This window comes from Bradyrhizobium forestalis, from assembly GCF_002795245.1.
GTDB lineage: Bacteria > Pseudomonadota > Alphaproteobacteria > Rhizobiales > Xanthobacteraceae > Bradyrhizobium > Bradyrhizobium forestalis.
Genome location: NZ_PGVG01000038.1, coordinates 22,251 through 48,061, shown reverse-complemented (window position 1 = coordinate 48,061; position 25,811 = coordinate 22,251). Strand labels below are relative to the sequence as shown.

Here is a 25,811-nt window from a genome sequence, read left to right as displayed (position 1 = left end):
TCCTATATCGCCGCTACATTCGCAACGACGAGGTGAGTGTGGCTCACCACACCGCCGTGCCCTTCATCGTCGGCTGCCCTTCCGCATTCGCGGTCCACAGCTCCATGCTCTCGCCGCTGTCGTTGGCGTTGACTGAAAACTCCGTGCCCTCGAACAGTGGCTGCAGACCGCGATACGAAAACTTTTTCGGCGCCTTGCCGCCGCGCAAGCGTGCCGCCATCTCGATGATCAGTGCCGCCTGGAGCGGCCCGTGGAAGATCAGGCCCGGATAGCCCTCGACCTCAGTGACGTAGTCGCGGTCGTAATGGATGCGGTGGCCGTTGAAGGTCAGCGCGGAGTAGCGGAACAGCAGCACGGGATCGGAGACATGGGTCTCGCGGTGCTGCGCCTGCGGCGGCGGAGGCGGGGCCTTGGCGCTCGCGGGCGCGTTGCTCGTCATCTCGCGATAGACGATGTCCTGCCGCTCGCGGATGGCGGTGCCGCGTGGCGAGGAGATGCTGTGCTCAACCGAGACGAAGCACAGCGTGCCGGTCGAGCCTGATTTGACCTGCACATCGGCGATGCGCGAGGTGCGCGTCGATTCGTCGCCGACGCGAAGCGGCTGCAGGAATTCGATCTCGCCGCCGGCCCACATCCGGCGCGGCAGCGGCACCGGCGGCAGGAAGCCGCCGCGGGTCGGGTGGCCGTCGGGCCCCAGCATCGACATCGGAAACACCGGCTGCGCCAGGCACCAGTGCACCGTGAACGGCGCGGCGTCACCCGCCTTGGGCTCGCCGACGTCCTGGAACAGCGTCGCGCGCAGGCCCTTCACGAGCTGCGCGGTGACGATGTCGGTGGCCTCCTGGCCGCGGCCGACCCATCGCCGCAAATGATCGATGTCGAGCTTCTCGGTCATGACGTCTCGCTCCGTTATTTCTTGGACTGGGGACGTTCGCCGATGGCGGGCACGGCACCATAGCTGCGCGTCTCGCCGACGATGATCGGCGCCGGCGCGGGATAGCTGACGCGGCCGTTCGGCGTGTCGACCTCGATGCGGCGCAGATGCGGATGATTGGCGAGGTCGGCCATGGTGTTGACCTCGGCGAAGGCGATGTCGGCGTCGGACAGCCGCTTCAGCAGCTCGTCGCGCGTCATCTTGCCGAAGCTGTCGGCGACGGACTTGTCGGTGAAATCGCGGTTGCGCACGCGCTCGACCATGTTGGCGACGCGCGGATCGGCCGGCAAATCCGGCTGGTCCAGCACCTTGACGCACAGCGTCTTCCACTCGCGCTCGCTCTGGATCGAGATCAGGATGTCCTTGCCATCCTTCGAGGTGAACACGCCATACGGCGCAATCGAGGGATGGCGCAGGCCCATACGCTTGGGCGGATTGCCGGCCTCGGCATTAAGCAGCGGCACGGTGCACCAGTCCGCCATCACGTCGAACATGGAGATGCGGATGTCACAGCCCTTGCCGGTGCGCCCGCGCGCGATCAGCGCTTCCAGGATCGCGGCATGCGCGGTGGCGCCGGTCGCGACGTCCACGATCGACATGCCGACGCGCGAGGCGCCATCGGGATTACCGGTGATCGAGGCCAGGCCACTCTCGGCCTGGATCAGGAGGTCATAGGCCTTGCGATGGGCATAGGGGCCCTCGTCGCCGTAGCCGGTGATGGTGCACGAGATCAGCTTCGGATAGTCCTTCAAGAGCCGCTCGCGGGAGAAGCCGAGCTTGTCCATCGAGCCCGGCTTGAGGTTCTGGATCAGCACGTCGGCGCTCGCGATCAGCTTCTCCAGCTCGGCGCAGCCTTCCTTCGTTGCGAGGTCAACCACCGCCGATTGCTTGCCGCGGTTGAGCCACACGAAGTAGCTGCTCTGGCCCTTGGCGGCTGCGTCATAGCCGCGGGCGAAATCGCCTTCGGGCCGCTCGATCTTGATCACCTCCGCGCCGGCATCCGCCAGCCGCGAGGAGCAGAACGGCGCCGCCACGGCCTGCTCGACCGCAATCACCCTGATCCCGTCAAGTGCTCCCATGGCGTGACCTCAGTACGAGCGCGGCATGCCGAGCACATGCTCGGCGACGTAGGAGAGCACGAGGTTGGTCGAGATCGGCGCCACCTGGTAGAGCCGCGTCTCGCGGAATTTGCGCTCGACGTCGTATTCCTCGGCGAAGCCGAAGCCGCCATGGGTCTGGATGCAGGCATTGGCCGCTTCCCAGGACGCATCCGCTGCCAGCATCTTGGCCATGTTGGCCTCCGCGCCGCAGTCGAGCCCGGCTTCGTATTTGCGCGTGGCTTCCTTCACCATCAGTTCGGCCGCGCGCATCGAGGCGTAGGCCTTGGCGATCGGGAACTGGATGCCTTGATTCTGGCCGATCGGCCGGCCGAAAACGCTGCGTTCCTTGGCGTAGTTCGTCGCCTTGGCGATGAACCACTTGGCGTCGCCGACGCATTCGGCCGCGATCAGGATGCGCTCGGCGTTCATGCCGGAGAGGATGTAGCGAAAGCCCTTGCCCTCCTCGCCGATCAGATTCTCTGCCGGCACCTTCATGTCGGTAAAGAACACCTCCGTGGTGGCATGGTTCATCATGGTGCGGATCGGGCGGATCTCGAGGCCCTTGCCCTTCGCCTCGCGCATGTCGACGATGAACACGGAAAGACCATCCGTGCGCTTCTTGACCTTTTCCTTCGGCGTGGTGCGTGCCAGCAGCACCATCAGGTCGGAATGCTCTGCGCGGCTGGTCCAGATCTTCTGGCCATTGACGATGTAGCTGTCGTTGCCTTCCTTGCGCGCGAAGGTCTTGAGCGAGGAGGTGTCGGTGCCACTGGTCGGCTCCGTGACGCCGAAGGCCTGCAGGCGCAATTCGCCGCTCGCGATCTTCGGCAGGTACTTTGCCTTCTGCTCGGCATTGCCGTGCCGCAGCACCGTGCCCATCGTGTACATCTGGGCATGGCAGCCGCCGCCGTTGCAGCCCGCGCGCTGGATCTCTTCGAGGATCGCGGCCGCAGCCGAAAGCTTCAGGCCGGCGCCGCCATATTCTTCCGGGATCAGCACCGAGAGATAGCCGGCCTCAGTCAGCGCGTCGACGAAGGCCTTCGGGTAAGCCATCTCGCGATCGAGCTTGCGCCAGTATTCGCCGGGGAACTGCGCGCAGAGCTTTGCGACGGCCTCGCGGATGTCGGCGTGATCTTCGGTGTGATGTTCTTGACTCATGGCGTTTCCAATTCTTAGCGGCAGTTAAGATAACGCCGGCCGATCCTCAGGCGTTGTGAAAACAACGCCCGCCCCCTATGCTCATTTGTTATAGCGTATGGAGTAGCCTTCCAGGATTGGCAAGCATGGATTTCCGGCAGCTCAGGACCTTCAGTTGCGTGGCGGAGCTCGGCAGCCTCTCCAAGGCCTCCGACACGCTGCGCGTGGCTCAGCCGGCGCTCTCCAGGCAGATCAAGCTGCTGGAACACGAGCTGCGCACCGATCTGTTCACCCGCAACGGCCGCGGCATGGTGCTGACCGAGGCCGGGCGGCTGCTGCTCGCGCGCACCTCCGGCATCGTGCGGCAGATCGACCAGATCCGCGACGACATCCAGTCGGCCAAGGGCCCGCCGTCCGGCCAGGTCGTGCTCGGCCTGGTTCCGACGGTGAGCTGCGTGCTGTCGGCGCGCTTTGCGCGGCGCTGCGTCGAAAAATTTCCCGGCATCTCGCTGCGCATCGTCGAGAGCTACAGCGGCCATCTCGTCGAATGGCTGCATCGCGGCGAGATGGACCTCGCCATTCTCTACGGCCGCTCGGCCGATCTGCATCTCAATGTGCAGAGCCTCGGGCGCGACAACATCGTCGCGGTCGGCCCGCGCGGCTGCGGCCTCGCGCGCAAGAAGAACGTCGATGTCGGCTGGCTGCTGCGCCAGCGCCTGGTGCTGCCCAGTCATTCCCACGGCCTCCGCGCGCTGATCGAGCACGCCGCCGCCCAGCGCAAGATCAAGCTCGACGTCCAGCTCGAGGCGGATTCCTTCCGCGTGCTGACGAGCCTCGTTGAGGAGGGCCTCGGTTTCGCGCTGCTGCCGCCTTCGTCGGTCCACGGCGAGGTCGCGGACGGACGGCTGGAAACCGCGCCCGTATCCAAGCCGATGACGCGCGAGCTCATTTTTGCCTCTCCGATCGACCGCCCGGCCTCGACGGCCTCGCTCGCCATCACCGCCCTCCTGCGCGAGGAGGTCGCCGCCTGCCGCAAGGAAGGCCTGTGGGACATCAAATTGAGTTAGATGCCGTGTGGTAGAACAGCCGCGGGGCATCTTGCCTTCGCATCTGGCGCGAGCTGTCATGCCGAAATTTTATAGCTGAGGTGTCTCCCCTCATCCTGAGGAGCGCGCCCTTGCGCGCGTCTCGAAGGATGAAGGCCCGGCTCTTCACTCCGTCCTCGGTGTCATTGCCCGCGAAGGCGGGCAATCCAGCATTCCAGAGGCAGCGCGGCTTGAATCGAGAGGCCGCGGCGTACTGGATGCCCCGCTTTCGCGCGGCATGACAGCGGGGGTTGGGGAAGCGGTTTGCCCCAAGGCGGCACGCGTAGCGCGCGCCTACCCCGGAATCCTCACCGGCAGCGACTCATACCCCTTGATGAAGCTCGAATAGATCCGCTTGGGCTCGCCGACCACCTCGATGCGGTCGAACCGCTTCAGCATCTCCTCCCAGACGATGCGCAGCTGCAATTCGGCAAGCCGCATGCCGACGCAGCGGTGGATGCCGAAGCCGAAGGAGAGGTGGGTCCGCGGCCGCGGGCGGTCGATGATGAAGTCGTTCGGCTTCTCGAACATCTCCTCGTCGCGATTGCCCGAGACGTACCACATCACGACGCGATCGCCCTTCTTGATATGCTTGCCGCCGATCTCGGTGTCCTCTAGCGCGGTGCGCCGCATATGCGCCAGCGGCGTCTGCCAGCGGATCACCTCGGGCACCATGGAATCGATCAGCGCTGGATTGGTGCGCAGCTTGTCGTACTGCTCCGGGTTCTCGTTCAGCGCCAGCACCGAGCCGGTCATGGTGTTGCGCGTGGTGTCGTTGCCGCCGACGATGAGCAGGATGATGTTGCCCATGAGGTTGTCGGGGTCCATGTGGCGCGTAGCCTCGTTGTGCGCCATCAGCGACAGCAGGTCGTTGCGCGGCGCCGAGTTGACGCGCTCGTTCCACAGCTTCGACATGTAGGCATAGCACTCGTCCATCTCGCGGCGGCGTTCTTCGGCCGAGGCGACGATGCCGCTCTTGGGCAGTGCGGTGGAGACGTCCGACCAGCGCGTCAGCTTGCGCCGCTCCTCCCAGGGGAAGTCGAACAGGGTCGCCAGCATCTGCGTCGTCAGCTCGATCGAGACGCGCTCGACGAAGTTGAAGGTCTCGTTGCGCGGCAGATTGTCGAGCACGGTCTGCGAGCGCTGGCGGATCAGCTTTGCCAATTCGTCGAGATGCGTTGGCGTGAACATCGGCGACACCGTCTTGCGCTGCGCCGAATGCCGGGGCTGGTCCATGGCGATGAAGCTTGGATAGTCATAGCCTTCCGGCACGTCTCGGATTGAGATGCCGCCGAGCTTGGAGTCCGAGGAGAAGAGGCCGTGATTGGTGTCGACATGCATGATGTCGTTGTATTTCACCACCGACCAATAGGGCTCGATCGGCGCGTTGGTGCAGTAATGCACCGGCTCTTCCTTGCGCAGCCGCTCGAACCACGGCCACAGCGTGTCGTCCTGGAACAGCCGTGGCGCGCCGGGGTGGAATTGCGACAGCGGCGTCGCATAGGCCTCCTCGCGCGCCCTGCGCAGGCGTTCGGCCTTGTCCACTTTAACCGGCGCTTGGATGTTCATGGTCGTGGCTCCAGTTGGTTTTCTTAACCTCTCCCGCTTGCGGGAGAGGTCGGCGCGTCCCGGGCGATGCGAAGCATCGTCCAGCGCGCCGGGTGAGGGCTTTCTCCTCTTGGGGATTATCCCGTTGCGGAGATACCCTCTCCCCAACCCTCCCCCGCAAGCGGGGGAGGGGGCGCAGCTTCCTCGTGGATATCGTCTCGGCTCATCTTGCTGCAAATCTACGCCGCAATCTTCACCGGCAGCGTCTCGAGACCCTTCACGAAACTCGAATAGACCCGCTTCGGCTCGCCGACCACATCAATATGGTCGAAACGCCTGAGAATTTCTTCCCAAATTATCTTGAGCTGGAGCTCGGCAAGCCGCAGGCCCACGCAGCGGTGGATGCCGAAGCCGAAGGAGAGATGCGTGCGCGGACGGGCGCGATCGATGATGAAATCGTAGGGCTTTTCGATCGCCTCCTCGTCGCGATTGCCCGAGACGTACCACATCACGACCTTGTCACCCTTCTTGATCTGCTTGCCGCGGAACTCGAAATCGGAGAGCGCCGTGCGCCGCATATGCGCGAGCGGCGTCTGCCAGCGGATCACCTCCGGCACGAAGCTGTCGAGCAGATCGGGGTTCTCGCGCAGCTTGCGATATTGCTCCGGATGCTGGCTCAGCGCGAGAAGCGAGCCCGACATGGTGTTGCGGGTGGTGTCGTTGCCGCCGACGATCAAAAGGATGAGATTGCCGAGGAAGTTCTTCGCGTCCATGTCGCGCGTCGCGGCGCCATGCGCCATCATCGACAACAGGTCGCTCTTCGGCGGTTGTTCGATGCGCTCCTTCCAGAGGCGGGAGAAATAGGCCGCGCATTCCGTCAGCTCGGCCTGCCGCTCGTCCTCGGTCGCGACGAGGCCGTCGCGGCCCGGAATGGTGGTGGCGATGTCGGACCAGCGCGTCAGCTTGCGGCGGTCCTCCCAGGGGAAGTCGAACAGCACCGCCAGCATTTGCGTGGTCAGCTCGATCGAGACGCGGTCGACCCAGTCGAACACCTCGCCGCGCGGCAGGTTGTCCAGGCACTCGGCCGAACGCTTGCGGATGTTGAGCGCGAGATTGTCCAGGTGCGTCGGTGTGAACATCGGCGCCACGGTCTTGCGCTGGGCCGCGTGGCGCGGCGGGTCCATCGAGATGAAGCTCTCGCGGCGCAGATCCGGATCGATGTCGCGGATGGTGATGCCGCCGAGCGCGGAGGCTGAGGAGAACACCGAATGGTTGGTCTCGATCTCCATGATGTCGTTGTAGCGCGTCACCGACCAGTACGGGCCGAACATCGAGTCCTTGCAGTAGTGCACGGGATCTTCCCGGCGCAGCCGATCGAAATAGGGCCAGAACGTATCGGTCCTGAACAATTCAGGATCGCCGGGATCGAATTGCTCCAGCGGCAGCGACGTGGCGCGTGCGCGAAGCGCGTCGAGCTTGGCCGCGCTCTCGATGGTCCCATGCATGACCGTTCTCCCTGATGGCGAACCGCGCGTCGTTGAATTCTGCGCTGCGGTATTTGATTTGCAATTACAGCCGGTTGTCTGCGTCGGGGCAAGGGAGAGTTTTGCCACATCCAACCTTCACGAGAGCGTGGGACGGCCGTCACGCCGCCATGCGAACGTGACCTCCCGCACGCGGCGCCGTGGAGAATCGTGCAAGAAAACCGACTGGAATCGAGGTAAATCGAACCGGCCCATCTTGGGGATCGACTAACCCTTGATCTATAGTTTGATCGGAGCAAATCCGCATCCCGAGGTTGCCGCCGTGAACGATATGCAATGGGCCCCCATCGGCTCCGAACCCTTACCCCCGCCGCTGCCGCCGACGCGGGTGGATTTCACCGGCAACCGTTCCGAGTTCCGCAAAATGGTCACCAAGGGTGCCATGCTGGAGCTCGTCACCTTCGGCTTCTACCGGTTTTGGCTGGTCACCGACGTCAGGCGTCATCTGTGGACGAACACAGCGATCGACGGCGATGCCGCCGAATACACCGGACGGGCGAAGGAGCTTTTGGTCGGCTTCCTGTTCGCGCTCGCGATCCTGGTGCCGATCTATCTGGCCTATTTCCTCATCGGCATCGAGTTCGAGCGCTGGCAGGGGTTTGCCTCGGCGCCGCTGTTCCTCGCCTTTTACGCCTTCGGCCAGTTCGCGATCTTTCGCGCGCGGCGCTATCGCCTGACGCGCACGGTCTGGCGCGGTGTGCGCTTCTGGATGGACGGCTCGGGCTGGGCCTATTCGTTCCGCGCCATGGCGTGGGGCTTGCTCGTGTTCCTGACGCTCGGCCTGGCGCTGCCCTGGCGCGAAGCGGCGCTCGAGCGCTACAAGATGCAGCACACCCATTACGGCGATCTCGCCGGCGATTTCGAAGGCGACGGCTGGACCTTCTTCAAGCGCGGCTGGTGGCTGTGGCTGCTCAGCCCGATCGCGCTGATCATCTTCCCGCTCGCGCCGTTCCTCTACGCCGAGTTTAGGGCGCGCGAATGGCGCTGGTGGCTCGACGGCATCCGCATCGGCGGCGTCAGCCTGTCCTCGGAGCTTCCGCACAATGCGTTCTACGGCCTGTACTGGAAGGTGATCGGCTGGTGGGTGCTGCTCTCGATGATCTTCGGCGCCTATCTCGGCGGTGCGACCATGCTTGTCGTCAAGCTGAGCGGGCTTCCTGCCGAGCAGGTGTTCGGGCCCGACAATACCGCCAAGAGCATCCCGATGCTGGTCATGATGGTCATCGGCTATTTCGCCGTGGCACTTGCGATCAACATCGTGATGCGGGTCTATCTCCAGCGCGATCTCTGGGCCAAGGTGCTGGAAACCGTCGAGGTGCACAACATCGGCGCCGCAGCGGATGTGCGCGCCAGTGGTGAGCTCGCCAGCGCACTCGGCGAAGGGTTTGCCGACGGGCTCGATGTCGCGGGATTCTGAGCTGTGAGTGATGTGTCCACCGAGGCCCCGGCGCCGTCGGCAAAGCCGACGGTCTTCTTCGACGGCGTATCCAGCCGCAGGCGCCAGGTGACGCTGACGCTCGGTGATGCGCTCGAGATCGTCGAGGAGGGCGGAGCGCCCGTGCGCTGGGCCTATGCCGACATCCGTCGCGCCGACAGTCCGGCCGGCGTTTTGCGGCTGGCCTCCACGTCCGCGCCGCCGCTGGCGCGGCTCGAAATTCGCGACGCCGCGCTCGCCGCCGACGTGACCGCCCACTGCTTGCATCTCGACGAGCACCAGACCTCGCGTCGCGGCATCGCAAAGATCGTCGGCTGGTCGGTTGCCGCCGCTGTTTCCATCGTCTGCGTCGTGCTGTTCGGCGTGCCGCTCGCCGCCGACCGTCTCGCGCCGCTGGTGCCGAAGCCGGTCGAGCGGCGCATCGGCGACGCCGCCGAGGTGCAGATGAAGACCATCTTCGGCCGCAGCGTGTGCGAAGATCCCGCCGGCAAGGCCGCGTTCACGAAACTCGTCAACCGCCTGCGCGACGCCGCCGGCCTCGACGACGATTCCATGACGGCCGGCGTGCTGCCGACGTCGGTGCCGAACGCTTTCGCCTTGCCCGGAGGCAAGGTCTACGTGCTGAGGGGCCTGCTCGACAAGGCGCAAAGCCCCGATGAGCTCGCCGGCATCCTCGCCCATGAGCTTGGCCATCTCAAGCATTACGACAACATGCGCGGCCTGATCTACAACGGCGGCACCTCGTTCCTGATCGGTCTGTTGTTCGGCGACGTCACCGGCTCGAGCGCCGTGATCTTCGCCTCCCGCAGCCTGGTCGAAGCCTCCTATTCGCGCGAGGCCGAGACCGCTGCGGACACGTTTGCCATCGAGATCATGCACAAGCTCGGCCGCTCGCCCAAGCCCGCGGCCGAATTGATGTTCCGCATCACCGGCAAGGAAGGCGGCTCCGGTCTCACCACGATCCTCGCCAGCCACCCGCTGACGGAGGACCGTCTCGCGCGCATGACGAAAGAGGACCGCCCGACCAGCGGTCCGCCGCTGCTGACCGACAAGGAATGGCAGGCGCTGAAGGGCATTTGCGGCAGCGGGAAGATCTGAGCGCGCGATGAGATCAGGCTTGATTGCTGCAACGACGAAGGTGCGCTCCCTCTCCCGCTTGCGGGGGAGGGCTGGGGTGGGGGTGCTTCCGCAATGGGACACTCCCCCAGAGGAAAGAACCCTCACCCGGCGCTGCGCGCCGACCTCTCCCGCAAGCGGGAGAGGTGAACGAGCCCGCGAGCGCTCGATTCAACCTGAAGCCATTTCGCTTTAGAGCGCGCTTACCGCGTTCCGTAGGCGCGATCGCCGGCGTCGCCGAGGCCCGGCAGGATGAAGCCGTTCTCGTCGAGGCCTTCGTCGACCGCGGCCGTCCAGATCGGCACGTCAGAATGCAGTCCGCGCAGCCGCTCGAGGCCTTCCGGGGCTGCGATCAGGCAGGCGAGGCGGATGTCCCTGGCGCCGCGCTCCTTCAGCCGGTCGATGGCAGCCACGGCAGTGTTGGCGGTCGCAACCACCGGCGTCACCACGATCGCCAGGCGCTCGCCGAGATCTGACGGCGATTTGAAGAAGTACTCGACCGCGGCAAAGCTGTGCGGCTCGCGGTAGAGGCCGATATGGGCGACGCGCGCGGTCGGCACCAGGTCCATCATGCCGTCGACGAAGGTGGTGCCGGCGCGCAGCATCGGCACGAACACCAGCTTCTTGCCGGCGATCTTGGCCGAGTGCATCGTCGCCAGCGGCGTCTCGATGACGGTGTCGGCGAGCGGCAAATCGCGCGTCACCTCGTAGCACAAGAGCATGCCGATCTCCTTGATCAGCTCGCGGAACGACTTGGTCGAGATGGACTTGTCGCGCACCAGCGTCAGCTTGTGCTGCACCAGCGGATGATCGACGATCGTGACGCCTTCCATGATGGGATGCTCCTGAGTTCACAAATGCGGTGCGGGAGGCGCGTCAACCTCTCCCGCGTGCGGGAGAGGTCGGCGCGACGCGCCGGGTGAGGGCTCTGTCCTCTTGGGGATTCTTGACTGCGGCGACACCCTCTCCCCAGCCCTCCCCCGCAAGCGGGGGAGGGAGCGCACTTGCTTCATGGTGTCCATCGCGTTTGCCTGCATCATGCTTTAAAACACCGTGCCGTCGCTGATCACCTTGAGCGGCGGCGCGCCGTCGGGCCGGCGCGCGAAGGCAATCGCGCGGCCCGCGGCCCAAGTGCCGCCTTCCAGAATGCTGGCGAGCGGCAAGGTCTCAGGCGTGCGGCCGAGCTTGGCGCGAACCAGTTCGGCAAGACGATCCAGTAGCGCGACCGTCAGCGCGCGCCACTCCACGACGAGCAGCGAGTCCACCGCATGCGCGCGCGCGGCATCGGCCACATCGCGCAGGCGCAGCACCTCGTGATCGACGAACAGGCCGCCATTGCGATATTCGGCAAGCCCGGTCAGGCCATCGATGTCGGTGACGACAAAGCCTGCGCGCTGCAGCGGCTCGATCAGCGAGTAGCTCAGCCATTGCGACAGCTTGTGCAGCGGTACGAGGCCCGCGGTGGCGTCATCGGCCTTGATGGCCGGATGGCGCCAGCAATCGCCGAGCGGGATTCCTGCGAGCTCCAGCCGCGACGGCCAGATTGGCCCGAGCTGGTTCAGCACTGCCGCCAGGATCGCGGGTGCGGCAATGGCGCCGCCAGTCGCCTGCGCCGCGATGTGATCGAAAAGGCCGCCCGGCCGCGGCGTGTCGTGCAAGCCGAACACGTCCGCGCGCTCCGACACCAGATTGCCCAGTCGTCGCAGCAGATCGGCGCGCCCCTCGAGGCCGAGCAATGGATTGGCATCGGTCACTTGGAAAGCGGAGGTGAGCGAGGCAAGGGGCAGTTCTGCGAGCACCTCCGCATCGGCTCTGAACGGCGCGCGCGCATCGCCGGAAAAGAGCCCGCTCGCGAACATGTCGAGGCTCGCGATCGCAAGCCCCTCGGAGCGGCCGATGCCTTGTCCCGTCACGGCGTCGCGATAGCGCCACGCCGCACCCGCGCCGGCATCGAGCAGCACGCTGACGATGGCGAGGTCGAACTCGGAGCGCGCCCGCGCCGCGCGATCCGGCCAGGACGCAGCATCGGCGAGCCGGGCCCAGCGGTCGACGCCGCCGAGCACAAAGTGCCGCCAGCGCGCATGGAACGGAATGTCCAGCGTCGGATAGGCTTTTCGTGTGACCGTGAGCACGACCTCCGCGACGCCGTCCATGCCGTCGAGGTCGATCGTGAAGTGCTGGAGCGCGCCGGCAAGGCCGAGCTCGAGCATCTGCCCGGCGCGCGCGCGAACCGCCTGTGCGGTGAGCAGCGAACGCGCCTGCAATTCCAAAGCCTCCGCCATCGCGCGATCAGTATTTTTCCAGCGAGCGACCGACCACGCCGTTCACGTCCTTCTCCGGCTCGATGTCGGTCGAGTAGTAGCCGGCGGCCTTCTTCGCGGCGATCTCGACATAGGCGTCGGCCGGAATCAGCTCCGGCGGGATCGGCACGCGCTCGACGATGTCGATGCCCTGCGAGGTCAGCGCGTCATATTTCATGTCGCTCATCGACAGGAAGCGGTCGATGCGGGTCAAGCCGAGCCAGTGGATGGTATCCGGCATCAACTGCTGGAAGCGCGCGTCCTGGACACCGGCGACGCATTCGGTGCGCTCGAAATAGGCGGCGGCCGCGTCGCCATCCTCCTGGCGCTTGCGCGCGTTGTAGACCAGGAATTTCGTGACCTCGCCGAGCGCGCGGCCCTCCTTCCGGTTGTAGACGACGAGCCCGAGCCCGCCCTCCTGCGCGCCACGCGCGGATTCCTCGATGCCGTGGATCAGGTAGGGACGGCAGGTGCAGATGTCGGAGCCGAACACGTCGGAGCCGTTGCACTCGTCATGCACGCGGCAGGTGATCTTGGTGCGATGATCAGGCAGCTTTGTCACATCGCCGAACAGGTAGACGGTGGTGCCGCCGATCGGGGGCAGGAACACTTTCATGTCCGAACGCGTGACGAGCTCGGGGAACATGCCGGCGGTCTGCTCGAACAGCGTGCGCCGCAGCTCGGTCTCGCCGGTGCCGAAGCGCGCCGCAAGGCCCGGCAGGTACCAGACCGGATCGATCGCGATCTTCACCACCGAGACGCTGCCATTGGCGTGCACGACCTCGCCGTCGGCGCGCAGCCGCTTAGCGGCGAGCGCCTCGCGGATCTCCGGCAGGTCCAGCCGCGCCCGCGTCACCGCGATGCTGGGGCGGATGTCGGCGCCCTCGGCGATCTCCTGGCGGAAATTTTCGGCGACGAGATGACCCCAGGGATCGAGCGCGACGATTTTTGTGGGATCGCTCCATTGCGGGAACGGGCCGATGGTCGCGGCCGGAAAGGTGTTGGTGAGGTCGGGGCGCTTGATCGGATCGAGCGCGCCGGCGGAGACGGCGAGCGCGCGGTACATCGCATAGGACCCGCCATGGCTGCCGATCACGTTGCGATCCCCAGCGCGCGACACCGTGCCGATGACCGGCCCGCGGGCGCGCGCGGTCGCCGCGCCCCAGTGGATCGGAAAGGTGGCCTTCCGGCCCGGCTCCGGATGGGAAGTCAGGCGGATGTGGTCGGTACGGTTGGCACGGCTCATGTCCAGGCTCCCAAAAAGCCAACGGCCCGCCGCTCGGACGGGCCTGGCTCGCTGGCGACGCCGAACCGGCGGCGCAAGCTCAATCCAACATATTGTAGCGGCCGGCGACGACAGACAAGTTAATCGTGCCGGGCGGGCAGGGCCGTTTGCGACCAAATTCCCGTCAGCAACGGGCCCGCAGAGTCCGCCTTCAGCGCCAGGCGCTCGCGCTGGCCGAGCTCGCCGCCTAGCCAGAGCGATCAGCTTAAGAAATTGAAATATTTATATTATTCATGTTTTCAAGGGGCCGTGCATCGTTTCGCTCGGCCGGCGTCGAATCCCGGACTAAACGTATCATTGGCCCAATCGCAGATCGTTCTTGTCTTGGAGACCCCAATGCCCGCCGCCAGCTACATCGATCCCCGCAACGGAAAGCTCTATTCCCTCGACCAGCCGCGCTGGTGCTCGGACGAGCGCACGCCGCTGCTGGTGACACCCGGTGCCGGCGTCTCACGTGAGGAAATCGATGGCCGCACGCGGTCGCTCTGGCGCTACCGGGCGGCGTTGCCGGTCGAGATCGCAAAGCCTGTTACGCTCGGCGAAGGCTGCACGCCGCTGGTCCAGCAGGACTGGGGTGATCTGCGCCCGCTGTTCAAGCTCGAATGGTTCAACCCGACCGGCAGCTTCAAGGACCGCGGCTCGGCGGTGATGCTGTCCTTCCTGCGGCAGATCGGCATCGACGCGATCCTGGAAGACTCCTCCGGCAATGGTGGCTCGTCGATGGCGGGGCTTGGCGCTGCCGGCGGCATGCGCGTGAAGATTTTGGCGCCCGCGTCTACTTCGCCGGCCAAGATCGCGCAGGTGCGCGCCTACGGAGCGACGGTGCAACTCGTCGAAGGGCCGCGCGAGGAATCCGAAGCCGAGGCCATCCGCCAGTCGAGCCAGACCTTCTATGCCAGCCACAATTGGCAGCCGTTCTTCCTCGAAGGCACCAAGTCGCTCGCCTATGAAATCTGGGAGGACCTCGGCTTCCGCGCGCCCGACAACGTCATCGTTCCCGTCGGTGCCGGCAGTAGCCTGCTCGGCTGCGCCTTCGGCTTCCGTGAGCTCCTGAAAGCCGGGCAGATCGCAAAGCTGCCGCGCCTGTTCGCGGCGCAGCCGCTCAATTGCTCGCCGATCGATGCAAGTTTTCGGGCCGGCGTCGATACGCCTGTCGCGCGTGAGGTCAGCAAGACTATTGCCGAAGGCACCGCGATCAAGACTCCCCTGCGCCTGCGCGAGATCATCGCCGCGCTGCGCGAGAGCGGCGGCGGCACCATCGCGCTCACCGAGGACGAGATCGTCGCCGCCTTGCGGAGGCTTGCGCGGCAGGGCCTGTTCGCCGAGCCGACCAGCGCCAGCGCGGCCGCGGCCCTGGACAAGCTCTCTGCAACCGGCGCCATCACGGCAAACGAGACCACGGTGGCGGTCCTCACCGGCACCGGCCTCAAGGCCGCGTCCACCGTCGCCGATCTCGTGCAGTAGGGTCGATCTGTGGAGCGCGTCGCGTGGTCCCGCGCGGGCTGGGCCGTTGCAGATACGGGAGCGTCATGTCCGGGCTTGTCCCGGACAACCACGTTCCCCGTGCCGCGGAGCCATATGCGCGCCTTGAACCTTCGGCCGGCTTCGCCAGCCTCATGAAGATCGACCTCGAGCAATGGGAGAGTTCCATGACTGCGCAGGATCCGTTTGCAGGTTTCAAGGCCATCCAGAGGGAAGCCTGGTCGCTGTTCGCGCCGATGGAGGTCTTCACCACACCGACGGCCGCCAAGCTGGTCAATTTTGCCGGCGTTACCGCCGGCCAGAGGCTCCTCGACGTCGGCTGCGGCACCGGCGTGGCCGCGATCACGGCGGCGCGCCGCGGGGCGAAGGTGAGGGGTCTCGACCTGTCGCCTGTCCTGATCGAGCGCGCGCGCGAGCACGCGCAGCTGGTGAACCTCGACGTCGACTTCACCGAGGGTGACGCCGAAGGCCTGCCCTATGGCGACAACGAGTTCGACGTGGTGCTCAGCCAGTTCGGCCACATGTTCGCGCCGCGTCCGGACGCCGCCATTGGCGAGATGCTGCGGGTGCTGAAGCCCGGCGGCACCATCGCCTTCTCCACTTGGCCGCCGCATCTCTATGTTGGACGCATGTTCGCCCTGGTCGGCCGCCACCTGCCGCCGCCCGAGGGCGTGGCATCACCGGTGTTGTGGGGCGATCCGAAAATCGTCGCAGAGCGCTTCGCCGGGAAAGCAAAGGACATCTCCTTCGAGATGGACATGATGACGCCGTCCGCGCTCAGCCCGCAGCATTTCCGCCGCACCATGGAAACGACGATCGGACCCCTGATCAAGCTCGTCGCCCAGTACCAGGACGAGCCGGAAAAGCTCAGGAGCTTCCGTGCCGAGTTCGAGGCGTTGATCTCCGAATATTTCGACGCAAGCAACAACGTGATGCGCCAGCAGTTCCTGATGACGAAGGCAAGGAAGGCGTGAGAGCGGAAGGCTGCGCTGGAGAATCTCTCCGGCCGGATCGATCAAGGCGAGCGAGACCACGGTCGCCGTCCTCACCGGCACAGGCCTCAAGGCCGCAACCACCATCGCCGATCTCGTGCAGTAGCGGCGGACTGCGCGCTTACCCTCCCCTGGAGGGGGAGGGTCGGCTCGCGATCGAGCGAAGCGAGATTGCGAGCCGGGGTGGGGTGACAGTCTCTCCACCGATGCAGTGCCCGAGTGGAGAGATCACCCCACCCCGCTCGCGCTGCGCGCGATCGACCCTCCCCCTCCAGGGGAGGGTAAGAACCTCAATCATTCAGATCGTTCACCCGCTTGACCCAGGCGCGCCCGTCTTTGAGCACGGCGGGCAACACCGCCTTGACCTCCGCGACCGTCATGCCCGCCTTGATGCGGGGATCGTAGAGCAGGTTGAGGATGTACTGGTCGTAGACGTCGAAATAGCCCATCGAGACGTTGTCGTTGAACATGGTCCAGGGCACGCTCGCGGTGTCGTTGATGGGCCCGAGCGATTGCAAGAGCTCCTCATAGGCGCAGTCGAGGAAGGTGAAATCGCCGTTGTCGACGGTGAGGATGACGTCGGAATGCTCGATCTCGAAATTGTCGTTCTTGCGGAAGCCGGACAGGCATTGCGGGTCGAGCGAGGAGCGGATCTCGCGCGCCTTCTCGGCGCCGTAGAAACTCGAGATGGTGCGGAACAGATCGCGGTCGCGCACCAGCTTCACCCGTACATTCGCCGCTTCATTGGTGTCGATCATGGCGATGTCGAGATGCTGCACCCGGTGGGCGATGTCGGCCACGACTCTTGCAAGCTGTGTCTTGCGGTCGGCGCGGTCGCTCTCGGCGTACACGCGCACCGGCCCGTCGAACTTGCGGATGCGGTCGACGCGGCCGGCCAGGTGATATTCGGCGCCGAATGCCGTCTTCAGGAAGCCTTCGACGATCTCGTTGTCGGTGAAGCTCTTCTTCTCGGCGCGCTGGCGCGAGGCGACCGCGGGCAGCTCGCCCGCGGCAGCGATGGGTGCGGCCTCAGGCAGACATGTGAGCACTGCGAGCGCAAGCAGAGTGATGCGAAGGGCAGGCGAGGGCGGGACAAATGCGCTCATCGTCCTGCAACGCTGCCGCATTCGCGCCACGCGCACAAGACCGCAAATTCACGCGCCCTGCGGGTTCCCGCCGTGCGTCTCGCTCCGCTCAACCTCTCCCGCTCGCGGGAGAGGTCGCCGCGTAGCGGCGGGTGAGGGTTCTTTCCTCTGGGGGATTGTCCCGTTGCGGAGAGACCCTCTCCCCAACCCTCTCCCGCAAGCGGGAGAGGGAGCGCACCGCCTGCGAGGAAGCAAGTCCCTTCAGTTGTTCAGCACCACCACCGTGGTACCGACCGAGACGCGGCTATAGAGGTCGGTGACGTCGTCATTGGTCATGCGGAAGCAGCCCGAGGACACCGCCTGGCCGATCGTCTCCGGCTCGTTGGAGCCGTGGATGCGGTACAGCGTCGAGCCGAGATACATCGCGCGCGCGCCAAGCGGATTCTCGATGCCGCCCTTCATGTGACGCGGCAGGTCCGGCCGGCGTGCCAGCATCTGCGACGGCGGCGTCCAGGCCGGCCATTCCTTCTTGGCGGTGATCCTGTGTACCCCACCCCAGCGGAAGCCGTCGCGGCCGACGCCGATGCCGTAGCGCAGCGCCTGGCCGTTCTGGAGCACCAGATAGAGCCGGCGCTCAGAGGTGTTCACCACGATCGTGCCGGGGGCATAGTTGCCATTATAGTTGACGGTGGTGCGGGGGATCGGGCTCGAGCCGCCTCTGAAGAAGTTCGGGCCGCCGCCCATGATGTCACGCGAGTCGAACTCTTCGGCGCGCGTGCCGCCCGCCATGGCTGACAGCAATGCGATGGCGGCAATCGGCGCGGCAAAAAACCGGATCATTGTTTCCCCCAGCAAGAAATCGATTCAATGAACGCCACAGGCCATATTTGCGGGGATTCCGCAAGCCACGGCCCCGTGAGGGATGCCATGCTCCACGATTGGCGTTACCAAATCGGCAACCACGATTTGCCGAAAAGCATTAGAGCGTTTTCAAGCGAAGTGGATACCGGTTCGCATGAAGAAAACGCGTCAAAATGTGAATCTAACGCCCCATTCCGATTCCATCGGAACGGGGCGTTAGCCAAACCGGCGCATGGCCGCGCGGGGCAGGGCAGCGATGGCGGCTATTGCTTTGACGCACCGCGCGAACAATGATTGATCGGACGGATATCTGGACAATGCCGGTCGTGGGAGCTTTTTGATGAACGGTGCGGAAAGCCTGGTGCGGACGATGGTCAAGGGCGGGGTGGACGTCTGCTTCACCAACCCAGGCACCTCCGAGATGCATTTTGTCGCAGCGCTCGACCGCGTGCCCGGCATGCGCTGCGTGCTCGGCCTGTTCGAAGGCGTGGTGACGGGCGCGGCCGACGGCTATTTCCGCATGAAGGGCACGCCGGCTTCGACCCTGCTGCATCTCGGCCCCGGCCTCGCCAACGGCCTTGCCAATCTGCACAATGCCAAGAAGGCGAATTCCGGCATCGTCAACATCGTCGGCCAGCACGCCGTCTACCACATCGGCTACAACGCGCCGCTGACCTCGGACATCGAGGGCCTGGCCCGGCCGATGTCGTCCTGGGTCCGCACCTCGCCGGATGCCAAGTCGGTCGCCGCCGACGGTGCCGCGGCGATCGCCGCCGCCAAAAGCGCGCCGCCGCAGATCGCGACCCTGATCCTGCCCGCCGATACCGCCTGGAACGAAGCCGACGGCATCGCCGAGGTGCCGGCCGAGCAGCAGCGCGCGAGCTATTCGCCGCAGGCGGTCGAGCAGGCCGCAAAAATCCTGCATGGTGACGGCGAAGGCACGCTGCTCCTGATGACCGGCAGCGCGCTGAGCGAGCAGGGCCTGGCGCTGGCCGAGCGCATCGCCGGCAAGACCGGCTGCACGGTGATGGGCCCGACCTTCCGCCCCAAGATGGCGCGCGGCCGCGGCCGTTTCTCGATCGACCGCATCCATTACGTGATCGAGAACGCGCTGCCGATGCTGGCGAAATTCCGTCACATCGTGCTGATCGAGTCCGACGATCCCGTGGCGTTCTTCGCCTATCCGAACAAGCCGAGCATGCTCAAGCCCCAGGGCTGCGAGGTGCATCGCATGACCTCCTGGGGCGAGAACTCGGTCGCGGCGCTGGAAGCGCTCGCCGGCGCCGTGAAGGCCAGCGCCAAGGACGTCAAGCCGCAGGCTTTGCAGGAGCTGGTCAAGCCGACCGGCGCGCTCACCTTCGCCTCGATCGCGCAGGCGATTGCCTGTGCGATCCCCGAGAACGCGATCATGGTCGACGAATCCCTCACCACCGGCCGCGGCTTCTTCCCGCCGACGGCGGCGGCCGCGCCGCACGACTGGCTGCAGAACATGGGCGGCTCGATCGGCTTCTCGACGCCGCTCTCGATCGGCGCGGCGATCGCCTGTCCGGACCGCAAGGTGATCACCATGGTCGGTGACGGCAGCGCGATGTACACCATCCAGTCGCTGTGGACGCAGGCGCGCGAGAACCTCGACATCGTCACCATCGTGTTCGCCAACCGCATCTACCAGATCCTGCGCGGCGAGTTCGACAATGTCGGCGCCGGCGAGCCCGGCCAGCGCGCCAACGACATGCTCCGGCTCGACCGGCCGACGCTGGATTTCGTGGCGCTGGCCAAGGGCATGGGCGTGCCTGGCCGCGCCGTCACCAATGCCGACGAGCTCAACAAGGCGCTGGCTGAGGCCGTCGCCGAGCCCGGCCCGCGGCTGATCGAAGTTCAGATGTAGGGCGTCAACAGACAGAGCGCCGTGAGCCCGGAGGCACGATGCAGACCGAGCTGGACAAGGTGATCGCGGCGCTCCGGGACTTCTACGCCCACGAGGGTTTCCTGTTCGAGAAGGACATCGGCGAGCGGGCGGTGACGCACCGCTTCGCCGTGCATCTGGAAAAGCAGTTTTCGGGCTGGTCAGTCGACTGCAACTACGACCGGCTCGGCGAGCGCACGCTGCATCTGCCGCACGGCACCATCATCTCGACCGACGATCATCTCGGCAAGTCGATCTACCCCGATGTCGTCGTGCATCAGCGCGAGATCCCGAACAATCTGCTCGCCGTGGAGATCCGCAAAGCAAGCAATCACACGCCGCTCGATCACGATCAGCACAAGCTGCGGGCGCTGACCGACGTGCATGTCTGGTTTCCCTATTGGATCGGCGTGCTGCTGGTGCTGGACAGGCAGCACGTGACGACGTCGGAGGTCTATGTCAGCGGCCTCGTCGATGAGGCGCTGTCGCGCTGGTTCGCGACGCGGCTGGAGGAGACCGGCCTCGCCGCCCCGCATTAGCAGCGTACCCGTGTCGGTCAGACTTCGAGGACAAGGCAGGAAGTCGCTCCGCCTGGTCGGTATCTACCGCTTGTGACCCATCTGCGACATAGGCAGCATCGAAATCCCGCAGCGCAGCAGTCTCCTGCTGTAGCCGAGGTGTGTTATGCTTTCAGTCGGAAGCACGGAGGGACCGGGAGTGAACCGGCGCTCATGCATCATGCTGCTCGGCGGCGCGGCAGCTTGGCCGCTCGCAGCGCGTGCGCAGCGAGGCGGGAAGGTCTATCGCGTCGGGATTCTGGAGCCAATACCGGCGGCACGGAACGCCGCCAACCTCGAGGCTCTGCGCAAAGGTCTGCGCGATTTCGGTTACTTCGAAGGAAATAACTTGATCATGGAGTATCGGTCGGCCGACGGTCGGGCCGAGCGGTTTCCGGATCTCGCATCCGAATTGGTTGGCCTCAAAGTCGACCTGATCCTGGCGAGAGGCACCCCTGCCACCACGGCGGTTCAGAACGCGACCGGAACGATTCCAGTCGTCATGATGACAATGGGCGGCCCCGGTGCGATCGTAGCGAGCTTCGCGCGGCCGACCGGCAACATCACGGGGGTGATTACTTTCAGCACCGAGCTGACAGCGAAACGGGTTCAGGTTCTCAAAGAACTGGTTCCGAGCCTCACGCGAGTTGCGTTGCTTCACAACATGGGCAATCCAGCTGTCCCAGCCGAATGGGACGAGACAAAGATAGCGGCGCGCTTGCTGGGTCTCGAGGCTGAGCTTCTTGACGTGCGGAGTGAGGGTGACCTGAGCCACGCATTCGAACTGGTGGTGCGACGGCATATCGACGGCCTCGTCGTTGGGGCAGACGGTCTCACCCAAATGCATCAACAAATGATCGTTGAATGGGTAGCCCGCAACCGTGTGCCCACCGTCTTCCCAGCCCGCGAGTTCGTCGAAGCCGGGGGACTGATCGCCTACGCCGTAAACTATCCTGACCTCTATTTCCAGCTCGCAGCCTTCATCGGCAAGATCTTCAACGGCGCAAAGCCAGGCGATTTGCCGGTGCAACAGCCTACCAAGTTCGAGTTGGCGATCAATCTTAGGACCGCAAGCGCGCTCGGCCTCGAAGTCCCGCCGACGCTGCTCGCCCGGGCCGACAAGGTGATCGAATAGAGGACCTGCTTGCTGCGTGCATTCGTCGGGAATTGGCCCAACCCTTCCCAGCGGGATTCTCGTCTAGGCGCACCGGTCTGAACCGCCCCTTTTTGCCCCATAGCAGAAGTGGCGTGTCCGCAGAATGTCCGCTTTGCGCCGGAAGTGGCCTCCTCTCCGGTCGCATCTCGACCCAAAGAAGTCCAAAGCTGATCATTACCGCGCGCTTTCTAATCTTGCCTTGGCTCTGACAAGGTCCGGAGTTTCAAAACCTTCGCTAAACGATCCGTAAATCTCGCCGAGTTGCAAGCGACACTTGTCTGCGTTGTGTCTCAGTTCGCTCAGGTCACACATGCTCAAACAAAGTCTAAGTTCCAGGGACTTCGCTTTCTGTTCGCGCGCGACATCAAGGCCTTTCGAAAAGTAGCACTCCGCCTGATCCAAGTCCTGGTTCGATCGGAGGTAGGATTCGCCGAACAAACGATATATCTCAGCCTCGTAAAAGCGTTCGGAATTCGCCTCATTGAGCCTCAGTTTCGCCTGCTTCAGAAAGTCGAGCGCTTTCGCGTAGTGCTCGTGCTCTATGCATGCATCCGCCAATAGGCCCAAAGCGTAAGACTCAAATAATAGCGCGCCAGTGGCGCGTTCTTGTTCCAAGCCTCCCTGAATTTCGGCGAGACCTTTCTCAAAGTTGCCCTGGTAAGCGCTTGCCCATCCCCGCAAAATCAGGGCCATCGCCAAATAGTGCGCAAACTGATGCTCTTCGCAGAACGCAACTGCGAGGTTCGCCTCCGCGGCGAGAGCGGTGACATCGCCCCGAAGCTGATGCACGCGAAGGCTTATCGTTCGTGCGATTGCCTCACTGAAGGGATGTTGAGATGCATCTGCGTATCGGCGTGCCTCCGTGCACATTCGCAAAGCTCGATCTGGATGACCGAGCAAGCAGAGGGTCATGCCGTCGTATACCCGTACATGAACTCGGGGGTCTTGTGCCGACAGGTCAAGGTATTCTGCAGCCTTACTGTCCTCGCAGAGGCCAAGACTACGTTCCAGCTCCGCGTGAGCATCGGCAAACTTCCCTTGTGCAAACAAGGTAAATCCTGCCGCCTCGTGGGCAAGAACCCTGAAAACCGAGTTATCCGCTCTCTCGGCACTATCCAGCAAATGTTCTGCAAGGGCTTGAGCTTCACCAAGCGATGCGTGAACGAAGTTCCACGTCCATAAACCAAAGATCGCAGGCAAGACATGTTCGTCAAGCCCACTCTCTTTGCAGAGTTGAAGCGCTCGCGTGTACGCATGCTTCACGCTGTCAGTGCTCCAACCCTTGGTTGCCCGGAGAGCGTTTCCGAGGGCTATCTGAAGCAGCAACTCCAACTTGTTGCGTAGCATCGGGTCGTCGATCTGGGGAATCTGATCCAGCCCTTGCTTCAGGTGACGGGCCGCTTCATTGTGCGCCGAGCGAGCCGCTGACTGTCTGCCGGCTTCATACCAGTAGTGTAGGGCCCGTTCGTGATTCTTCGCCTGAGTATAGTGGTATGCAATAATCTCGGGCTGCGTTCGTACAGCTTCGGGGAATTTCTGCTCAAGCGCCTTCGCGATAGCGGCGTGCAGATGCACGCGGCGGCTCTTCAGGAGCCCAGCATATGCGGCGTCTCGCACCAAAGCGTGCTTGAACGTGTATACCGCGTGTGGATTTTCACCCCTGCAGAACATCAGTTCCGAACGGACCAACTGATCAAGAGCGTCGTCCAACCTCTGCTTCGGCAGCCCGGCGACGGCGCTCACAAGCTCGTAGTGAAACTCTCGCCCCGCGACGGCACCGATTTGAGCCACATCCCGCACCGGTGACAACCGATCAAGACGGGCCATCAGCGAAGCCTGCAAGGTGGTTGGGATTGCGAACGACGGCAGAGGCCCCTCAAGAAAATATTCCCCGTCACGCTCTCGCAAAAGCCCGCCTTCCAGCACCATCTTCGTTAATTCCTCGACGAATAGAGGCACGCCATCGGTGTGTGCGAGAATATGCTCCATTACCTCCTTGGGGAGGGTTTTGCCTCCGGTCACCCGCAGGACCAACGCTGTGCCGTTACGTCGGCTAAGTCGGGTGAGCGGGATGATGGTGGTGTGAGGATAACTCGGCCAGGGCGGAGTGAATTCGGCTCTCGCCGTGATCAGCACCAGTGCCCTAAGCTGCGGCACATGCTCCACCGTAGCTGCGAGCAGCTCAAGCGAGGTTGGATCAATCCAATGGACATCTTCGAAAATGAGTAGGACCGGCTGCCTCGCCGCTAGTCCATCAAGCTGGGCCAATAGGGCTGCGAAGGTCTTCTCTTTACGTTTTTGTGGAGTGAGGTCCTGCAGCCGGTGGCGGTCATCCGCCGGCAGCACCAACAAGTGTGCCAAGACTGCGAAGTGTTCTGGATTACGTGTGGATTGCACCAACAGAGCGTCCAGCTTGGATAGCTTCTCCCGAGGCGAGTCGCTGTGCTTAAATCCGGCAGCACGTTCGAGCTGGCTGATGAACGGGAACAATGCGCTGTGCGTATGATGCTCGGAGCAGAAATAGCGCAGGGTGGCGTGGGATTCACCCTGAAGCCGCTCGTTAAGCGCCGACGCAATGTGGGACTTGCCGATACCTGGTTCGCCGGTAAGCGTCACCACCCGACCTTCTTCCTGTACAGCTTGTCGCCAGCGGCGTAACAGCAGCTCCATCTCCTCGTCACGCCCGAACAACGGAGGCAGCTTGGTGGTGTGCATCGCCTCGAATCGGCTCTCGACACCGCTCGTCCGCAGCACCTGATAGGCCCGGACCGGCTCCGCCCAGCCTTTCAGCGCGACGGGATCTGGCTCGCAATACTCGAACTCCCCGCCAGCGAGCCGGCGCGTCCTCGCGCAGATCAACACAGATCCCGGCTCGGCCATCGTTTGTAGCCGCGCGGCGAGGTTCGGCGTCTCACCAACAACTGCTTGCTCCGCCGGAACACTCCCAATCAGAAGCTCGGTGACCACCACAGTGCCTGTCGCAATGCCGACGCGAACCTCCAGGGCAGCGGCGACATTCCGGATGCTCGCTACGGCATCGACGATGGCAAGGGCGGCGCGGACAGCCAGTTCGGCATCATCCTCATGCGCTTTCGGATAGCCGAAATAGACCAGCACCCCGTCGCCCATGTAACGGGCTATCTTTCCCTGATAGCGGCCTATGACTTCGGTGATGCAGCTGTGATACGCGCCAATCAGCGCTCGCATATCCTCCGGGTCCAACCGCGCCGCAAGGGCTGTGGAGCCAACCAAGTCACAAAACATCACTGTAAGATAACGCCGCTCGCCCTCATCCGGTCGACTCAGGTAAAGCTCTGCTTTAGCCGGAGGCCCAACTTCGTCATCAAGCTCTGCGATGGCGCGCACCAGCTTGCGCCGATGACCTAGCAGGACGCCAAGCTCCTTTAGATCCTGTTCTGTCAGGTCGCGGACGACCGAGAGGTCAATGCCGTTTTCGGCGAAGCGCCGGGCGTACTCCGATAAGCCGATTGACTCGAGCCACTCCGCGACGCCTCTCATGGCATGGCACTCGTTCTCGATGTCCGGACAATCGTACACTACACAACGTATCACACACGAAGAAAGAGCGAACGCGCAGCGAATGAGTGGAGCAGTGGGCGACCGCGGCTAGTGAACCTCGCTGCCTGCTCGCGGAGAGCCCCTATGAAATGAAGAGAGCTTGGCCAATTACGGCCGAAATATTGACCATTACGCAAGCCGCTCACTCCGGATGAGTCTCAACTCACCTGAGTACCGGCCACTGATTAAGCCGTGCAAGCAAGGCCATGCTTGAGGGCCTCTAGGCGGCTCGGGAACCATTTCTGAGACTGTCCGGTTAGTTATGGCGTGATAAGAGGGCCATCGCCATGAGGACTCAATATCTCGCTGCGATCACAATAGCTGTTCTTGCCGCTGGCATTGGGCTGGCAGTCAATTCTCGAGGTTCGCTGCCTCCTCAAACGCAGTCCGCGCCGGCCATGCAAGTGGCAGACCGATTAGCTGCGTCGGTCGATGCGTTTTTGCTCGGGTCTGGCGGCTAACGGCCGGCGTTGCGGCGTGGCGCCACTGACATGCGGCGAGCAAACCGTCGCGGCAATAGATCAGCCTATCTTTCCCTCGGGCATCGCGGTCGCGGCGACGTCCGATTTCGCCCGCAAATTATCGATACCTCGGGGCACGCTCGTGGTTGTGGAATTCTCCCGGTCTGAGCCTGCATATCACTGCCGTCATATCACTGCCGTTTCCGTGCGCGAGGTGGACGCGCCGGTCAGATGGAGCTATTCACGCC

At 64.1% G+C, this 25,811-nt stretch carries 19 protein-coding genes; 8 read left to right on the top strand and 11 right to left on the bottom strand.

What is annotated here, in order from left to right; all coding sequences use genetic code 11:
- Positions 1 to 43: 43 nt before the first annotated feature.
- From CVM73_RS31340 to CVM73_RS31330, 3 genes are read right to left on the bottom strand one after another with little or no spacing between them, the layout of a single operon-like run.
- Positions 44 to 895, bottom strand: coding sequence for an HTD2 family dehydratase (locus CVM73_RS31340; protein ID WP_100235639.1), 852 nt, complete (start codon positions 893 to 895; stop codon positions 44 to 46).
- Positions 896 to 909: 14 nt separating this feature from the next.
- The gene (locus CVM73_RS31335; RefSeq protein ID WP_100235638.1) at positions 910 to 2,013 is read right to left on the bottom strand and encodes a CaiB/BaiF CoA transferase family protein; all 1,104 of its coding nucleotides are present in this window, start codon (positions 2,011 to 2,013) and stop codon (positions 910 to 912) included.
- 9 nt (positions 2,014 to 2,022) lie between these two features.
- Positions 2,023 to 3,192: an acyl-CoA dehydrogenase family protein gene (locus tag CVM73_RS31330; RefSeq protein ID WP_100235637.1), complete on the bottom strand. Its 1,170-nt coding sequence runs from the start codon at positions 3,190 to 3,192 to the stop codon at positions 2,023 to 2,025.
- Between the two features lie 125 nt (positions 3,193 to 3,317).
- On the opposite strand from CVM73_RS31330, the gene CVM73_RS31325 reads away from it, so the two are divergent.
- Positions 3,318 to 4,238, top strand: a complete 921-nt coding sequence (locus tag CVM73_RS31325) for a LysR substrate-binding domain-containing protein (protein ID WP_100235636.1) — start codon at positions 3,318 to 3,320, stop codon at positions 4,236 to 4,238.
- Between the two features lie 312 nt (positions 4,239 to 4,550).
- Here CVM73_RS31325 and CVM73_RS31320 read toward each other — a convergent pair whose 3' ends face one another.
- Together CVM73_RS31320 and CVM73_RS31310 are read right to left on the bottom strand one after the other, a co-directional pair.
- Positions 4,551 to 5,825 carry a cytochrome P450 gene (locus CVM73_RS31320; RefSeq protein ID WP_100235656.1) on the bottom strand — a complete coding sequence of 425 codons (1,275 nt, stop codon included), beginning with the start codon at positions 5,823 to 5,825 and terminating at the stop codon, positions 4,551 to 4,553.
- A 218-nt stretch (positions 5,826 to 6,043) separates the two neighbouring features.
- Positions 6,044 to 7,309, bottom strand: coding sequence for a cytochrome P450 (locus tag CVM73_RS31310; protein WP_100235635.1), 1,266 nt, complete (start codon positions 7,307 to 7,309; stop codon positions 6,044 to 6,046).
- A 310-nt stretch (positions 7,310 to 7,619) separates the two neighbouring features.
- Between CVM73_RS31310 and CVM73_RS31305 the strand changes: the two genes are divergently transcribed.
- Positions 7,620 to 8,765: a YjgN family protein gene (locus CVM73_RS31305; protein WP_208639269.1), complete on the top strand. Its 1,146-nt coding sequence runs from the start codon at positions 7,620 to 7,622 to the stop codon at positions 8,763 to 8,765.
- Between the two features lie 3 nt (positions 8,766 to 8,768).
- Positions 8,769 to 9,881 (top strand): M48 family metallopeptidase, encoded by a 1,113-nt coding sequence (locus tag CVM73_RS31300; protein WP_100235634.1) that lies wholly within the window; start codon positions 8,769 to 8,771, stop codon positions 9,879 to 9,881.
- 221 nt (positions 9,882 to 10,102) lie between these two features.
- Here CVM73_RS31300 and upp read toward each other — a convergent pair whose 3' ends face one another.
- The 3 genes from upp to CVM73_RS31285 all read right to left on the bottom strand — a co-directional run bounded on the left by upp (position 10,103) and on the right by CVM73_RS31285 (position 13,445).
- A complete protein-coding gene (upp, locus tag CVM73_RS31295; protein WP_100235633.1) occupies positions 10,103 to 10,732 on the bottom strand; it encodes a uracil phosphoribosyltransferase in 630 nt (209 codons plus the stop codon).
- Between the two features lie 210 nt (positions 10,733 to 10,942).
- Positions 10,943 to 12,181 carry a URC4/urg3 family protein gene (locus CVM73_RS31290; protein ID WP_100235632.1) on the bottom strand — a complete coding sequence of 413 codons (1,239 nt, stop codon included), beginning with the start codon at positions 12,179 to 12,181 and terminating at the stop codon, positions 10,943 to 10,945.
- Between the two features lie 7 nt (positions 12,182 to 12,188).
- Complete coding sequence (locus CVM73_RS31285) at positions 12,189 to 13,445, bottom strand: GTP cyclohydrolase II (protein ID WP_100235631.1); 1,257 nt, start codon at positions 13,443 to 13,445, stop codon at positions 12,189 to 12,191.
- Positions 13,446 to 13,820: 375 nt separating this feature from the next.
- Here CVM73_RS31285 and CVM73_RS31280 point away from each other — a divergent pair, with 375 nt between their 5' ends.
- Together CVM73_RS31280 and CVM73_RS31275 are read left to right on the top strand one after the other, a co-directional pair.
- Positions 13,821 to 14,948, top strand: a complete 1,128-nt coding sequence (locus CVM73_RS31280) for a threonine synthase (protein ID WP_100235630.1) — start codon at positions 13,821 to 13,823, stop codon at positions 14,946 to 14,948.
- Between the two features lie 65 nt (positions 14,949 to 15,013).
- Complete coding sequence (locus CVM73_RS31275) at positions 15,014 to 15,940, top strand: class I SAM-dependent methyltransferase (RefSeq protein ID WP_100235629.1); 927 nt, start codon at positions 15,014 to 15,016, stop codon at positions 15,938 to 15,940.
- Positions 15,941 to 16,248: 308 nt separating this feature from the next.
- Here the strand turns inward: CVM73_RS31275 and CVM73_RS31270 are convergent, their stop codons facing one another.
- Together CVM73_RS31270 and CVM73_RS31260 are read right to left on the bottom strand one after the other, a co-directional pair.
- A complete protein-coding gene (locus CVM73_RS31270) occupies positions 16,249 to 17,064 on the bottom strand; it encodes a DUF2927 domain-containing protein (protein ID WP_167407157.1) in 816 nt (271 codons plus the stop codon).
- Between the two features lie 240 nt (positions 17,065 to 17,304).
- Positions 17,305 to 17,883 carry a L,D-transpeptidase gene (locus tag CVM73_RS31260; RefSeq protein ID WP_100235627.1) on the bottom strand — a complete coding sequence of 193 codons (579 nt, stop codon included), beginning with the start codon at positions 17,881 to 17,883 and terminating at the stop codon, positions 17,305 to 17,307.
- A 361-nt stretch (positions 17,884 to 18,244) separates the two neighbouring features.
- Here CVM73_RS31260 and CVM73_RS31250 point away from each other — a divergent pair, with 361 nt between their 5' ends.
- The 3 genes from CVM73_RS31250 to CVM73_RS31240 all read left to right on the top strand — a co-directional run bounded on the left by CVM73_RS31250 (position 18,245) and on the right by CVM73_RS31240 (position 21,502).
- Positions 18,245 to 19,792 carry an acetolactate synthase large subunit gene (locus CVM73_RS31250; RefSeq protein ID WP_100235625.1) on the top strand — a complete coding sequence of 516 codons (1,548 nt, stop codon included), beginning with the start codon at positions 18,245 to 18,247 and terminating at the stop codon, positions 19,790 to 19,792.
- Between the two features lie 38 nt (positions 19,793 to 19,830).
- Positions 19,831 to 20,349: a hypothetical protein gene (locus CVM73_RS31245; protein ID WP_100235624.1), complete on the top strand. Its 519-nt coding sequence runs from the start codon at positions 19,831 to 19,833 to the stop codon at positions 20,347 to 20,349.
- A gap of 178 nt (positions 20,350 to 20,527) precedes the next feature.
- A complete protein-coding gene (locus CVM73_RS31240) occupies positions 20,528 to 21,502 on the top strand; it encodes an ABC transporter substrate-binding protein (RefSeq protein WP_158237629.1) in 975 nt (324 codons plus the stop codon).
- A gap of 195 nt (positions 21,503 to 21,697) precedes the next feature.
- On the opposite strand, the gene CVM73_RS31235 is transcribed toward CVM73_RS31240, so the two are convergent.
- Entirely contained in the window at positions 21,698 to 25,042 is a 3,345-nt protein-coding gene (locus tag CVM73_RS31235) for an AAA family ATPase (protein ID WP_100235622.1), read from the bottom strand.
- Positions 25,043 to 25,811 lie beyond the last annotated feature (769 nt).